The 14,607-nt window shown below is 68.2% G+C and carries 12 protein-coding genes; 5 read left to right on the top strand and 7 right to left on the bottom strand.

Annotated features, from left to right (window positions below; all coding sequences use genetic code 11):
- Positions 1-35: 35 nt before the first annotated feature.
- The 5 genes from AC1DZV_RS01270 to AC1DZV_RS01250 form a co-directional block, all read right to left on the bottom strand.
- Positions 36-1,187 (bottom strand): FUSC family protein, encoded by a 1,152-nt coding sequence (locus AC1DZV_RS01270; RefSeq protein WP_243177641.1) that lies wholly within the window; start codon positions 1,185-1,187, stop codon positions 36-38.
- Between the two features lie 81 nt (positions 1,188-1,268).
- Positions 1,269-2,387, bottom strand: a complete 1,119-nt coding sequence (locus tag AC1DZV_RS01265) for a serine hydrolase domain-containing protein (RefSeq protein WP_476952741.1) — start codon at positions 2,385-2,387, stop codon at positions 1,269-1,271.
- A complete protein-coding gene (locus tag AC1DZV_RS01260; RefSeq protein WP_476952740.1) occupies positions 2,387-3,454 on the bottom strand; it encodes a glutathione S-transferase family protein in 1,068 nt (355 codons plus the stop codon). The genes AC1DZV_RS01265 and AC1DZV_RS01260 overlap by 1 nt, the downstream gene beginning before the upstream one ends.
- A 9-nt stretch (positions 3,455-3,463) precedes the next feature.
- The gene (locus AC1DZV_RS01255) at positions 3,464-4,252 is read right to left on the bottom strand and encodes a M50 family metallopeptidase (protein ID WP_476949601.1); all 789 of its coding nucleotides are present in this window, start codon (positions 4,250-4,252) and stop codon (positions 3,464-3,466) included.
- Positions 4,249-4,602 carry a TraR/DksA family transcriptional regulator gene (locus AC1DZV_RS01250; RefSeq protein ID WP_028275564.1) on the bottom strand — a complete coding sequence of 118 codons (354 nt, stop codon included), beginning with the start codon at positions 4,600-4,602 and terminating at the stop codon, positions 4,249-4,251. Before AC1DZV_RS01250 ends, AC1DZV_RS01255 begins: the two co-directional genes overlap by 4 nt.
- Positions 4,603-4,757: 155 nt before the next feature.
- On the opposite strand from AC1DZV_RS01250, the gene malQ reads away from it, so the two are divergent.
- Positions 4,758-7,016 (top strand): 4-alpha-glucanotransferase, encoded by a 2,259-nt coding sequence (malQ, locus tag AC1DZV_RS01245; RefSeq protein WP_476952739.1) that lies wholly within the window; start codon positions 4,758-4,760, stop codon positions 7,014-7,016.
- Positions 7,017-7,136: 120 nt separating this feature from the next.
- Positions 7,137-8,195: an alkaline phosphatase family protein gene (locus AC1DZV_RS01240; protein WP_476949599.1), complete on the top strand. Its 1,059-nt coding sequence runs from the start codon at positions 7,137-7,139 to the stop codon at positions 8,193-8,195.
- A 130-nt stretch (positions 8,196-8,325) separates the two neighbouring features.
- Here AC1DZV_RS01240 and AC1DZV_RS01235 read toward each other — a convergent pair whose 3' ends face one another.
- The gene (locus AC1DZV_RS01235) at positions 8,326-8,595 is read right to left on the bottom strand and encodes a hypothetical protein (RefSeq protein WP_476952738.1); all 270 of its coding nucleotides are present in this window, start codon (positions 8,593-8,595) and stop codon (positions 8,326-8,328) included.
- 242 nt (positions 8,596-8,837) lie between these two features.
- On the opposite strand from AC1DZV_RS01235, the gene AC1DZV_RS01230 reads away from it, so the two are divergent.
- The 3 genes from AC1DZV_RS01230 (at position 8,838) to AC1DZV_RS01220 (ending at position 13,611) form a co-directional block, all read left to right on the top strand.
- Positions 8,838-10,355 carry a CYTH and CHAD domain-containing protein gene (locus AC1DZV_RS01230; protein ID WP_476952737.1) on the top strand — a complete coding sequence of 506 codons (1,518 nt, stop codon included), beginning with the start codon at positions 8,838-8,840 and terminating at the stop codon, positions 10,353-10,355.
- Between the two features lie 30 nt (positions 10,356-10,385).
- On the top strand, positions 10,386-11,510 hold the full coding sequence (locus AC1DZV_RS01225) for an AI-2E family transporter (RefSeq protein WP_476952736.1): 1,125 nt from the start codon (positions 10,386-10,388) through the stop codon (positions 11,508-11,510).
- Positions 11,511-11,631: 121 nt separating this feature from the next.
- A complete protein-coding gene (locus tag AC1DZV_RS01220; RefSeq protein ID WP_476952735.1) occupies positions 11,632-13,611 on the top strand; it encodes an APC family permease in 1,980 nt (659 codons plus the stop codon).
- A gap of 116 nt (positions 13,612-13,727) precedes the next feature.
- Here AC1DZV_RS01220 and AC1DZV_RS01215 read toward each other — a convergent pair whose 3' ends face one another.
- A complete protein-coding gene (locus tag AC1DZV_RS01215; protein ID WP_476952734.1) occupies positions 13,728-14,585 on the bottom strand; it encodes an oxygenase MpaB family protein in 858 nt (285 codons plus the stop codon).
- Between the last annotated feature and the right edge of the window lie 22 nt (positions 14,586-14,607).

Below are 14,607 nucleotides of genomic sequence, written 5' to 3'. Positions count from 1 at the left end.
ACCGGGCCGCCCCGCCGGCAGACGGAGAGTATTTCCTAGTCTGCCGGCGCCGTGGCCGGTTTGGCCTCCGGCCGCCCGGGCGTGGCCACGCGCAGCATGCGGTGCAGGCTCAAGAGGATGGATTCGACCGCGCTCGGGGCGTCCGTGCTGTGCTGCTCGGAGCCAATCCGGGCGGTCAGTTCGCTGATCGCCGCATCGGCGGCAGCCGCCAGCTCGGTCTGGCGTTCGGGCTGTTCCTCTTCCAGAGCCCGCAGCACGTCGCCGACGGAAGCCATGGCGTCCCCGAGGGGCACTGCGTATTCGTCGGGGACCACAAAGGGGGTGTCCTCGGCCCAGATGACATCCGAGAGCACTTGGGTCACGTCCTGGACGTGGAAGGTCAGGCGCTCGAGATCCCGCAGGTTCCGGTAGTCGAGGTTCAGGTCGCGCGGATGCAGGTGGCGTCGGGGATTTGCCTGGCGGCTGGCGTCGGCTTTTTCGACGGCGAGCCGCACGGAGCGGGCGTGGGCTGCGAGCGCTTCCGAGCGGCGGGACCAGTCAACATGTTCCGGCGGCCAGCTTTCCTTCAGCGCCTTGCCCATGTCCCAGAGTTGCTGGGCGAGGGCCTGGCGCAGTTCCGCGATACTTAGCTCTGCCGCCCGGAAGTGCAGCGGCGGGAAGACCAGCAGGTTCACGACGATGCCCACCGTGACGCCGACGCCCATCTGGAACAGGTATCCGAAGGAGAACGTGTCCGGATTATGGCCGCCGACCAACAGCACCAGGAGCGCCGCCGTCGGGATCCAGTCCCGGCCCGAACCGATCTTGGGCAGGCCGGCGAGGATAACGCCGAGTCCCATGACCACCGCGACCGTCCACGGCGACGGCGAGCCGAGGCTGAACAGCATGAACGCAAGGCCCACCCCGATCGCCAGTCCGACGAGCGTCTGGACGCCCTGCCGCATGGAGCCGGCAACGTTCTCGTACATGGCCACCAAGGCGCCCAGCGGGGCGTAGTACGGATAGTCGGCCGCTGAGCCCGGCATGAAGGGTGCGATCGCGAAGGCGACGCCCGCGGCCAGCCCGGCTTTCAGGGCCAGCTGCAGCCGGGGCCACAGCACCGCCGCGGCGACAGCGCTGCCCGCGGTGCGGGTCCATCGGCGCAGCAGGGAGGGCGGGTTGCCGGCTTGCTTTTCTGGAATGGCCATTCGGCTTACCCTAGGGCCGGGAGGCTCGTGCGACAACTGGACGAACCCCGGAGCGGGCCGCCCAAGCCGAAACGGGGCCGGTCAGGACGCCGCGKGGGCGGCCCGCCGCACCGCCGCGGACAGTCGCTGGGCCCGCCCCCCTGTCCGGCCTTCCTCGCTGCGGCGGGGCACATACCCGAACCCGAGGCCGTAGCCGGGATCCGCGAAGCCGAGGGCCGCGTTCGCTCCCTCGTGCCCGAAGGCCAGCTGGCTGCCGAAGTTCCGCCCTGGCTGGGGTTTCATGAACACGACGGCAAAGGCGTTGTCCTGCCCGGAGCACCGGTCCAGTCCCCAGACCTGCTCAGCGGCCATGAGCTCGATGGTGGCGGGGTTGAGGAAAGCGGGAACGCCGTCCACTCCGGTGGTGGCGGCGGCGTAGAGCCTGGCCAGCCCCTCGGCTGACCCCACACCACCTGCGCTGCTCATGCCCGAGGCGCGCACCAAGCGGTGGTTGGGCAGTTCCATGATGGTGCTGACCGGCGCGTTGCTGTTCAGCMCGTCGAGGCTGAGCGGGTCCAGCCACGGCTGGGCCGGGTCAGGGTCGTAGAGCACCTCGCGGTACCGGGGTTCCTGGTCCTCGGGCAGGCCCAGGAAGAAGTCGATGCCCCACGGGCGGCGGATGCGTTCGTCGTAGAGCCCCTGCAGCGTCATCCCCGTGACGCGGCGGCAGAGCTCCTCCATCAGGATCCCTATGGTCAGGGCGTGGTAGCCGAAGGCCGTGCCCGGGCGCCACAACGGCGCCGAGGCCGCGAGACGCCGCGCCGCGGCCGGGGTGGCGAACTCCGCCAGGGGAAACCCGCCGGCGACGCCGGGCAGCCCCGCCTGATGGGATAGGGCCTGCCGCACCGTGAGCCGGTCCTTGCCGTGGACGCCGAACTCGGGCCAGTAGGACGCGACGGTCCGGTCAAGGTCGAGCCGGCCGTCCTGGACGAGGAGGGCGATGACGAAGGCGGCGACTCCCTTGGAACAGGAGTAGGTGCCCGTGATGTCGCCGGGGACGAATCCCGGTCCGCCGCAGAGGTCCAGCACCTTGGTGCCGTGGTGGTAGGCCGACAGCTGCGCGCTGTAGCCCGGATCCTCGGAAAGGAAAGAGTCGAAGAGCTCACGCACACCCGCGAAACCGGGGGCGGCAAACCCGGCCGAGACGGCCGCCGTCGGCATCAGGCCGCGCCGTGTCCCGGGGCGACCTCTTCGCCGGCCCGGMCCGGTCCGGGCGGCGTGCCGTCGCCGAACGGCCGGCCGCCGAGGGATTCGCGGCCGTGCTCCGAGAGCCAGTTGCCCAGTTCCGGTCCGCGCGGGACCACTCCGGTGGGATTGATGTCCTCATGCACGATGTAGTAGTGCTGCTTGATCTGCACAAAGTCGGTGGTGTCGCCGAACCCTGGCGTCTGGAACAAGTCGCGCGCGTAGGCCCACAGGACCGGCATCTCGCTGAGCTTTTGCCGGTTGCATTTGAAATGGCCGTGGTACACGGCGTCGAAGCGGGCCAGTGTGGTGAACAGGCGGACGTCGGCCTCCGTGATCGTGTCGCCCACCAGGTACCGCTGGGCCGCCAGGCGTTCCTCGAGCCAGTCCAGGGCCGTCCAGAGCCGATCGTAGGCAGCGTTGTAGGCCTCCTGGGAACCGGCAAAGCCGCAGCGATAGACGCCGTTGTTCACCTCGGTGAAGACACGCTTGTTGACGGCGTCGATTTCTTCCCTGAGGTGCTCCGGGTACAGCTCCGGCGCGCCGGCGCGGTGGTACTGGGTCCACTCCGTGGAAAAGTCGAGCGTGATCTGGGGGAAATTGTTGGTGACTACCTGCCCGCTGGGGACGTCCACGATTGCCGGGACGGTAATCCCGCGGGGGTAGTCGGGGAAGCGGCGGAAGTAGGCGTCCTGGATGCGTTCGATTCCGAGGACGGGATCCCTGCCGTCGGGGTCGAGATCGAACGTCCAGGACCTGGCGTCATGGGTGGGGCCGGGCTGGCCGAGCGAGATGACTGCCTCCAGGCCGAGGAGCCGGCGCACGATCACCGTGCGGTTGGCCCACGGGCAGGCGCGCGCTGCGATGAGGCGGTAGCGGCCAGGTTCCACGGGCCAGCCGGGCTCGCCGTGGGCGCCCGTGGCACCGTCCCGGGTGATTCGGTCCTCAATGTAGTTGGTATCCCGGGTGAATTCCTCGCCGCCGGTCACATACGCGCCCTTGGTGCTGAATCCCGGATCGTCGGTGTGGGTACTCAGGCTCATGGTCCCAGCCTAAGGCCGGGAAGGGAACGGCCCGAACGCGGCCGTGAACACAGGGGCCATCGGCTGCCAGGCAAACCACCATGCCCCGGCCACAACCACGGCGAAGAGGGCAATCCACACCGCGGCGGGGATGGAGGTGGCCCGGGCCAGCAGGTACGCGTCCGACGTCGGGAGCCTGTCCCGGTGCCGCAAATGGACGTTGGCCAGTTTGCCGAGGTCCCTGACGGCAGCGACCAGCAGCGCCAGGCCCAGCACGATCATCACGTGGCCGTTGAACACCGGCGGCACGAACAGCACCAGGAGCGCCGCGGCCAGTACGGCGGCGGCCGTGATGAGGAGCCCCACGCCGTTGCGGAGGAACAGGAAGGACGCCAGGAGGATGAGCGTGCCCACCGACATCGCGGCCGGCCCCCAGCCGTTGAAACCGCACCAGACCATCGCCGCCCCGACGACGGCGGGCACGGGGTAGCCCCAGAACGTCGACCAGGCGGCGGAGAGGCGGCTCCTGCTGTACGTCGTGGTGGTGCCGGAGTGGTCCATGCCCAGCCGGATGCCGCCGATCCGCTGGCCGGTGGTGAGGGCGGCAAACGCGTGGCCGAGTTCGTGGGTCACGGTGGCGAGCAGGCCAAAGTAGCGCCAGGACAGGCGGGGCAGGGAGACGGCCACTGCCAGCAGGATCACCGCCACGAGCTCAATACTGCTCACGTGCGGGCTGGGGGCGTGGGTGAATCCGGCAACGATCCGCTCCCACCATGTCAGGGCGAGGTTCGGTTCCCCCAGCAGGCCGGGCGGAGTCATGCCTTGCCCGAGGCATGCGCGATGCAGTACGCGGTCCAGGGCCTGGCCTCCAGCCGGTCCTCGGGGACCGGGGTGGCGCAGACAGCGCAGATTCCGTAGGTGCCCTCGTCCATCCGCGCAAGGGCGGCATCGATCTGCAGCAGGGAAGCCCTGCTCTGTTCCAGGAGCGCGGAGGCCTGGGATAGTTCGAAGGCGATCGTCGTGCCCTCGGGGTCGTGTTCGTCGTCGACGTTGGAGTCGAGGCGGGCGGCATTGACCGAGGTGATGTCCCGGCGGAGGGCGGGCAGGAGGGCAAGCTTCCGGTCACGTTCCTCGCGCAGGAGGATCCGGAACCGTTCGACGTCAACCATAGGCTTCAAGGCTAGCGCGGCCGCTGTAGCGGCGCCTAAACGGGCTGAAGGAGCCGTCCGCGCCGGGTGCCGGCCAAGGACTCAACGAACTGGTAGATGATTCCCACATCCACGGAACGGGCGCGGGCGGTGGGGGCAGCGTCTAGAGTGGGCGCATGGTGGACCAGACGCACCCCGAGACCCCCGCAACGCCCGAGGGCCGCCCAAACCCCGACCGTCCAAACCCCAATCATCCTGCAGACGCCGGCAACGCCGCGGCCCCCGAAAGTCCCGGGCAGACCGGGGACACTAATACGGCCGACACGCTCCTGCGCGAACTCGCCGCAGCCCATGGCGTCGACACCAGCTACTGGGGCTGGGACGGAGTGCAGCGTTCCGTGGCCGCCGGGACCCTGCAGGACGTGCTGGCGGCCCTCGGGGTCCCCGCCAACGGGCCCCAGGAGCAGCAACGCTCCCTGGCCGAGTCCCGGCTGGCACCCTGGCGGCGCATCCTGCCCCCGGTCCTTGTAGTGAGGGAGGGACAGGAGTCCCGCGTCGAGGTCCACGTCCCGCACGGAAGCGAAGTCCGCGTCTGGATCGACGCCGAGGACGGCAGCAGCTATGAGGCCGCCCAGCGGGAGAACTGGGACCAGCCGGTCGACGTCGACGGCGTCCTCACGGGACGTGCCACGTTCGCGATACCCGGCGGCCTCGGTCTCGGCTGGCATACCTTGAGAGCCGACGCCGCGGGCACGGCGGCGCAGTGTCCGCTGGTAGTTACGCCCGGCCGGCTCCGGGCCTCGGCCCTGCTCAAGGAACGCCGCACCTGGGGACTGACGGCCCAGCTGTACTCCGTGCGGTCCTCCCGGTCCTGGGGGATTGGCGACTTCGCCGATCTCGGGGACCTCGCCGAGGTTGCCGGGGAGCAGGGGGCCGGCTTTGTGCTCGTCAATCCGCTGCATGCCGCCGAACCAGTGCCGCCGGTCGAGGACTCCCCGTACCTGCCCACCACACGGCGCTTCTTCAACCCGCTCTACCTGCGGGTGGAGGAAATCCCGGAATACGGTTACCTGGACGCAGCCGGCCGGGCCGAGGTGGCACGCCTGGCCGAAGGCCAGCAGGCGGCCAACCGTTCCCGGGACCTCCTGGACCGCAACGCCAGTTACGCGGCAAAGCTCTCGGCGCTGGAACGCGTGTTTGCGGTCCGCCGCGGGCCGGCGCGCACCCGGCAGTTCGCCGACTTCTGCGCCGAGCAGGGGCAGGGGCTCGAGGACTTTGCGCTGTGGTCTGCGCTCGCCGAAGAGCTGCCGCCGTCGGCACCGGAATGGGCCGGAGCGGCGGCATCCCCGGCGTCGCCGTACTGTGTCGAGCAGCGGCCGAGGCTGGCAGCCCGGATCGAATTCCACTGCTGGCTGCAGTGGCTCTGCGACCAGCAGCTCGAGGCGGCCCAGCGTTCGGCACGCCAGTCGCGGATGGGGATCGGCGTCGTCCATGACCTCGCTGTCGGGGTAAAACCCGGCGGTGCCGACGCCTGGACCCTCTCCGGCGTTCTTGCCCGGGGCGTGAGCGTTGGTGCGCCCCCGGACATGTTCAACCAGCTGGGCCAGAACTGGTCGCAGCCGCCATGGCATCCGGGCCGGCTCGCCGAATCCGGCTATGCCGCCTACCGGGACATGCTCCGTACCGTGCTGCGGCACGCGGGCGGCATCCGCGTGGACCATATCCTCGGCCTGTTCCGGTTGTGGTGGATCCCCGAGGGCGGGGGGCCGGAGAGCGGCACCTATGTGCACTACGACCACGAGGCGCTCATCGGCATCCTTGCCCTCGAGGCGCAACGGGCCGGGGCGATCGTGATTGGCGAAGACCTGGGGGTGTTCGAGCCGTGGGTCCGCGGCTACCTGGCTGAGCGGGGGATATTCGGCACGTCGATTCTCTGGTTCGAACACGACGCCGATGGCCCGATTCCGCCGGAGCACTACCGCGAGCAGTGCCTGACCAGCGTCAACACCCACGATCTCCCCCCGACGGCGGGCTACCTCGCCGGTGAACACGTCACCTTGCGCGAATCGCTCGGGCTGTTGCGGCGGCCCGTGGCGGAAGAACGCGCCGAGGCTGCGGCCGAGCAGGAGGCCGTGCTGGCCCGGGTCCGGGCACGCGGCCTGCTGGCAGAAAACGGCACAGACGTCCGGACCACGGTGGAGGCGCTGTACGCCTACACGGCATTGGCCCCGTCAGCGCTGCTGGGGGTGGCGCTGGTCGACGCCGTGGGGGAGACCCGGACCCAGAACCAGCCGGGCACCAGCACCGAATACCCGAACTGGCGCATTCCGCTGGCCGCTCCTGAGGGTGTGGTGCTGATCGATGACCTGCCGGACAACGAGCGGTTCCTGTCCCTGCTGGGCACCGTCCGCGGCGCGATGCATCCCGGAGGGTGACCGGACACGGGGGAGCCGGGCCCTGGACCGGGTGCGGGTAGTTTCTTGACCTGAGCCTGGCCTGAGGCCGGGAATGCAGACAGCATTGGCCGCACCAATACCGGCCGCTAGCATGGACCGATGACGCGGATCGGCCGACTCTCCCTGGCCGGCGGATGGGCGCTGGCGATGCTGCTGGCGGGGTGCACGTCGGTGCACCCCTTCCAGGCCGGCCCGCCTTCTCAGTCCTCATCTGCCGAGTCCCCACCGGCCGGGTCCCTGCCTGCCGGGCCGGCGGGGACCGAATCGCCGCCCGCGTCCCCCGGCCAGGACACGACCGCCGCGGCCCCACCACCATCCCCGTATTTCGCGCAGCCGGCCCCGCACCCCGCCCCGGGCGGGCAGGCCAGCAGCGGAATCGCGCACATCGTGGTCATCGTCCAGGAGAACAAGGCGGCCTCGCAGATCATGGGCGCCAGCGAAGCGGGCTACTTCAACAAGCTTGCGGCGGAATTCTCGGTGGCCGCCAACTACCGGGCCATCACCCACCCGAGCCTGCCCAACTATCTCGCCCTCACGAGCGGAACGAGCGCGGGGATCACCAGCGACTGCAAACCGGACTCGTGCACCGCCGATGTGCGTTCGATCGCCGATGAGATCACCCAATCCGGACGGACCTGGAAAATGTATGCCGAGGGCATGCCCGCGCCCTGCGCCGCGCATGACTCCCGCCGGTATGCGGTGAAGCATAATCCGTTCATGTATTACCCTGCCGTGACGGACGACGTGGCCTCCTGCTCGGACCATGTTGTTCCGTATGACCGGCTGGGACAGGACCTGCAGTCGCCGTCGACCCTGCCGGACTACGCTTTCATCAGCCCGGACATGTGCCACGACACCCACGACTGCTCCATCGGCACCGGAGACGACTGGCTCGCCCGCGAAGTGCCCAGGATTCTGGGGTCCCCGGCCTTCACGGCGCAGAACTCCCTGCTGGTGCTCACGTGGGATGAAGGCAGCAAAGACGACAACCGGGTGGCTACGGTTTTTGCCGGCCCCGCGGCGCGGAAGCACTTCACATCCAATGCCGCCTACTCGCACTATTCCTTGCTGCACACCATCGAGGACGTGTGGGGGCTGAGCCCCCTGACCGACGATGTCCGCAACGCGCCCCTCATGGGCCAATTGCTGAACCACTAGCGGTCAGCCTATTCCCAGCCAATACACAGGAACCACTGCCCATAATGGACCCGAAGCTCCGGTCAACCGCTATTTGACCGGAGCTTCGCCACATCCCCCTGCACCGCCGGCGGTGTCCGCCCGGGTGAAGCTAGGGCTTGGCCTCGACGAGGATGACCAGCGTCTCGGGCAGTACGCCGTCGCTGGCCATCGCCTCGCCCGTTACCTCATTTTGCATCGCGGCCATGAGGGCATCCAGGTCAGGGACATCCATCATCACTGCGACTTGCGTCGGGTTCCCGGGGTTGACGAACGTACGAATGTTGGTGATCCCCAGTGGGCCGAACACCTCTTCGCGCTTCGGCGAGGCAAGCCAATGATCCTTGTCCTTGACATCGTGGTGGCCGATTATGGTTGGCATGGCGTTCCTCTCGCAGGGGGCCAGCGGTCCGGCGGCCCACTGCTCCGAAAGTTACTCGCCGCCGCATGTCCGGGCAAGTCATTTTTCCAGCCTCATACCGCCGCGTCTGTGCGCCTTCCGCAGGGCCGTGGCCCTGAACTGGGCGGCCGCCCGACCCCCAGCACCCGGTTCCAGTGACAATCTCCCCCGATAGGGGCCTTTGGGCACACGCCCGGCGCGTGCAGGAGTTCCTAAAATGAAGCATGGCCGCCGACGCGATCGAGGTGGAACGCAAGTACAGCCCTTCGGAATCCGACGCCCTCCCGCCACTGGCATCCATCCCAGGGGTGGATCGCGCCGGGCAGCCCGTGAACGAAATGCTGGACGCCGTCTACTTTGATACCGAAGCACTGGCATTGGCCAGGCACCGGATCACCCTGTGCCGGCGGTCCGGCGGTCCGGATGCAGGATGGCACCTCAAACTGCCGGTCGCCGTGGGGGAGCGCCGGGCTATACGGGAGCCGCTTGGCGGCGATCAGGATGCCGTGCCGGAATATTTGCGGCAGCTGGTCCTCGTCCACACCCGCTGCCACCCGCTGATTCCGGTTGCACATATCCGGACCAGCCGGAGGTTGACGCCGTTATACGCCGCCGACGGCGCAGTCCTTGCCAACTTCAGTGACGACCGTGTCGAGGCCCAATCCCTGCTAACCCGCGCGGGACCGTCGCGGTGGCGGGAATGGGAACTGGAACTCGCCGACGGCCCCCGTCGACTGCTGCAGGACGCTGACGCTCTGTGCGCCGCAGAGGGAGTCACCATCGCCACGCATCCGTCCAAGCTCGCCCGGTCCCTCGGACCGGACTATCCGGAGAATCCGGCCACGGCTCCAAAGCCGAGCCGGGACGGGCCGGCCTCGGACGTCATGCTCTCGTACGTATCCCAACAGGTACGCGCCGTGAAGTTGAATGATCCTCGCGTCCGGGTCAATGCGCCCGATGCCGTGCATCAATTCCGGGTGGCCGCCCGCCGGTTGCGGTCGGCACTGGCAACCTTTCGAACGCTCACAGATACGACGTCGGCGAGGTTTCTTAGGGGCGAGCTCCAGTGGCTCGCCGGCAACGTGGGCCAGGCCCGGGACGCCGAGGTCATCCGTGCCCGGCTAAAGGACATGATCAGTGCCGAACCTCCGGAGCTGTTAATCGGACCAGTCGCGCAGCAGATCCAGGAGCACCTCGGCACCGTCCAGCAACAGGGCCTTGCCGCCGGCCTGGCGGCGCTGGACAGCACCCGCTACTTCCGCCTCCTCGATGCCCTCGATGCCTTCCTTGCGGTACCTCCGCTGAACGGCGGGGCAGGCAACGATGCGCCGGGGACGGTTGGCCGGCTCGTCTCCGCGGAACGAAAACGCCTCAAGGCGGCGGTCCGGTCCCTTGACGGCGGCGCAGGCGGGACACCGCAGGATGCCGCATTGCATGAAGTTCGGAAGGCTGCGAAGCGGCTGCGCTATGCCGCAGAGGCGGCTGCCCCCATTTTCGGCACTCAAGCAACGAACGTTGCCCGGGCCGCGGAGGGCATCCAGGAGATCCTCGGAGACTTCCAGGACAGCGTCGTCACCCGGGAAACCCTACTGGTGCTGGCGGGGCAAGCCGCGGCTGGCCCCGGCGCCGGATTTACCTTCGGGCGCCTGCACGCCCTTGAGCAGCAGCGCGGCAACGAAGCCCGCTTGCGGTTCTACGATGCGTGGCAACAGTCCAGGCCGAAACCCCTGCGCTGGGCCTAGCCACCGCGTCCGAACGCCGGGAGAACCCCTATGATCGAACCCCGCAGCGCAATGCCGGCCATCTGGTCGGACGGACTGGGCCGCGCCAGCATCCGCTCCGTGCAGGTCCTCGCCGTGTCCGCCCTCGCATGGGCGATCATCTGGGCCGCCAGCCGCATCCCGCTCGTCATCATCCCCGTCCTCATCGCCGTTATCCTGGCCGCAGCGATCTCCCCGCTGGTCCGCTGGCTCACCGGGCACGCGTGGCCGCGCGCCCTCGCGGTGGTTGCCTCGTTCGTGGCCATTCTCGCCGTTTTCGGCAGCGTCATCGCCGGCATCGTCATTCTGGTCTCCAACCAGTGGGGCGAGCTCACGGCCCGGGCCGCTGCGGGGGTCGAACAACTGCACTCATTCCTGAACCACGGACCTGTCCCTGTCAGCGACCAACAGATCACCGCCGTCATGGACTCGGTGCGGGAGTTCTTCACCTCGAGCACGTTCAGTGCAGAAGCCCTCACCGGTGCCCGCACCGCGGTGGAAATCTTCACCGGCGCGGTGCTGATGGCCGTCACCCTGTTCTTCTTCCTCAAGGACGGGCCCGAAATCCGGGCCTTTCTCATTGGCATGCTGCCGGCCGACCAGCGCGCCAAGGCACGGCTGGCGGCGGATCGCAGTACCGTCGTACTGGGCGGGTATGTCCGCGGCACGGCCATGGTGGCCGCGGTTGACGGTCTCGTCGTCGGGATCACCCTCGCCATCATGGGAGTGCCGCTGGCCCTGCCGCTGGGAGTGTTCATCTTCATCGGCGGATTCATCCCGATCGTCGGCGCTACCGTCGCTGGCACCCTCGCCATTGTCGTCGCGCTGGTCTCCAACGGACTGGTCCAGGCGCTCATTGTTGTGGCCGTGGTCATCGGCGTGAACCAGCTCGAACACCACTTCCTGCAGCCGGTCCTGATGGGCAGGGTCCTCAGCATCCACGGCCTGGCGATACTGCTCGTCCTGGCTGCCGGCACCATACTGGCCGGCATTGTCGGCGCGCTGCTGGCCGTGCCGATCACCGCCGTCACGTGGACGGTCGTGAAGACATGGACCGGCAAGGACCCGCTGCCCGGACTTGAGCCGCCCGGGCCGGAGCTGCCCGGACCAGAGCTGCCCGGACCAGAGCCGCGGTAGCCTCGCCGTTCCGGACGCTGCCTGCAGCTGGCCGCTGCAAGGGGGGCCCGGCACTACAATTGACCGGTTCCCAGGACTTGCTCCTGCCCGGCACACGCCCGGCCACCAACAGAAAGATCCGATGCAGACCACTTCTGACCACGCCGTCCCGGCCCAAGTTGACCTGAAGCAGGCCGAACGCCCGGACCACAAGCCCCTGGTCCGCTGGCTACTGGCCAACCAGGTCGCACCCGCCGGCCCCGAAGCCGAGGAAGATCACAAGCCCAACGCCTGGTGGAAAGTCATGTGCCTGACCGGCGTCGACTATTTCTCAACCCTGTCCTACCTTCCCGGTATCGCCGCCCTGGCCGCCGGTGCCCTGTCGCCGCTGGCCACCCTGCTCATTGTGGCCCTGACCCTGCTGGGCATGCTGCCCATGTACCGCCGGGTCGCGCAGGAGAGCCCGCACGGGCAGGGCTCGGTTGCCATGCTGGAGAAGCTGCTTCCGTTCTGGCGCGGCAAGTTCTTCGTGCTGCTGCTGCTCGGGTTCGTGGCGACCTCGTGGATCATCACCATCACCCTCTCCGGAGCCGACGCGACGGTGCACCTGCTGGAGAACCCGATCGTCCCTGCGGGATTGAAAGGCAGTGCCGTGATCATCACGGTGATCCTGCTGCTGATCCTGGGCGGGGTGTTCCTGCTCGGCTTCAATGAGGCCGTGGGCGTCGCCATTCCGCTTGTGGCCGTCTACCTGCTCCTGAACGCCGCCGTCGTCGCCGCCGGGTTCATGCACGTCTTCTCCGATCCGTCCCTGATCGCCGGCTGGACCGACCGGCTGCTCGCCAGCGCCGGCGGCGGCCCCATGGACCTGATCGGCCCGGCCGTCATCGCCTTCCCCTTGCTGGTCCTGGGCCTGTCCGGGTTCGAGACCGGCGTCTCGATGATGCCGCTGATCAGGGCCACCGGCGACAGCCCCGAGCAGGTCATGGCGTCCCGGGTCAGGAACACCCGCAAGCTGCTCACCACGGCGGCGGCCATCATGAGCGTCTACCTGATGTCCACCAGCTTCCTCACCACGGTCATGATCCCGGCCAAGGAGTTCGAGGAGGGCGGACAGGCCAACGGCCGCGCCCTGGCGTTCCTCGCCCACGACCTGTTCGGCGCCGGGTTCGGCACCGTATACGACATTTCCAGCGCCCTGATCCTCTGGTTCGCCGGAGCCTCCGCCATGGCCGGGCTCATCAACATCGTGCCCCGGTACCTGCCGGCCTACGGCATGGCGCCGGAATGGGGCCGGGCCGTCCGCCCGGTCGTGATCGTCTACACCGTACTGAGCGTCGGCATCACCATCGCCTTCAACGCCGACGTCAACGCCCAGGCAGGTGCCTACGCCACCGGCATCCTGGCCATGATGGTTTCCGGAGCCGTCGCCGTGACCGTCTCCGCGATCCGCCGGCACAGCCGCGCCGGCACCATCGGCTTCGGTGCGCTGACCCTGGTCCTGCTGTACGCGCTGGCCGCCAATGTCATCGAAAAGCCCGACGGCATTGCGATCTCGGCGTTCTTCATCGCCGGCATCATCGTCGTCTCGCTCATCTCCCGGGTCCAGCGCACCACCGAACTGCGGTTGGAAACCATCGAGTTCGACGAGGCAGCCCGGCAGTTCATCACCGATTCGATTGCCTTCGACGGGCAACTGAACGTCATCGCCAACAAACGCCAGGCCGGTGACAAGGCTGAATACGCGGACAAAGAGTACGAACAGCGCGGGCTGAACCCCGTCCCGGGCCCGGCGGATGTCATCTTCCTGGAAGTGGAAATCTCCGATCCTTCGGCGTTCAGCCACACGCTCCGGGTCGAAGGCGTCGAAGTGGACGGCTACAGGGTCCTGCGGGTGAAGTCCCCGGCCGTGCCGAACGCGATCGCGGCCGTCCTGCTGGCCATGCGCGACTCGACCGGCACGAAGCCCCAGTGCTATTTCGAGTGGTCCGAGGGCAACCCCGTCGGCCACCTCATGCGGTACCTGTTCCTGGGTGAGGGCGACACCGCGCCGCTGGTGCGCGAAATCCTCCGCGAGACAGAGCCCGACCAGGCACTCCGGCCCGCCATCCACGTGGGGTAGGCAGAGCGCACTCTGACCACAACGAACAGCCCCGCCGGGATTTGAGCAGTTCCGATTCCGGCGGGGCTGTCCGTGTCCTGCGACCCGTGTCTAAGCTCACACCCGGTCCCCGGGCCTCAGACGTTGGCTGATTTCCCCCAAGGGCCGATCTGGTCCAGGGTGTATCCGTCCGGGTATGCCACGACGTTCATCCTTCCCGGCACGAATATGGGCTCGGTCGGCAACGGACGCAGCCTGGCCTTGAGGGAGCGGAACCGCAGCACCGCATTGAACGGCACGCGCAGCACTGCCGGGGCAGGTTTCAGGCCCAGGGCCACAGCGACCTGGGGTTTGTCCATCATCAGCGCCAGGATGGTCGGGGTGAACCGGCGAAGCAGGGCGGGGATACGGCTGGCGAAGGCCGCGACGGTCGCATTGAACAGCATCGAACCCTCGGGGCTCGGGCCCATGTTCCGGTCCTCGTATTCGTCCAGGAACCGCTCCGCCTCCGCGAAGGTGGCCGGGATGCCCTCGAGCCCCATCCGCCGGCCCAGTTCGGCGTAGAAGTCCGTGGCGGCCCGCTTCTCCAGCTCCGTCAGCCGGCGCCAGCCGTGACGTTCGGTCCAGCGCAGCGGCAGCACAAGCAAGGTCATGAGGACGTAGGCGAAGTCGTCCGGGGTACCGGGCACCCCCTTGTGGACCCGGCGGAGCAGGTTGATCATGGCCTGGCTGCGTTCGTGCTCGAACCCGTTGGCGATGATCTCGTGGAGGACGATGCCGGTGTCGTAGGAGCGCTTCATCGGCCGGGATTTCATCTCCCCGGTCGCCGCCAGGGTCCTTGCTGTGGAGGGGATGGCGAAGTTGCGGTAGTAGGCGACGAAGAAGCCCGAATGGATTTCAGTCTTGAAATCGAAGAGGACCATGTTCCGGTAGATCCCGTACATGTCCTTACCGCTCGGGCGTGTTCGGCGGGTCGGGTGCGTGAGGAGTTGCATGGGGGCTTTCCGTAGCTGTCGC

The sequence above is a fragment of the Arthrobacter sp. P1_D12 genome (genome assembly GCF_056406175.1).
Note: the sequence above shows the minus strand (reverse complement) of the source record. Positions and strands in the feature narration are given on the sequence as shown.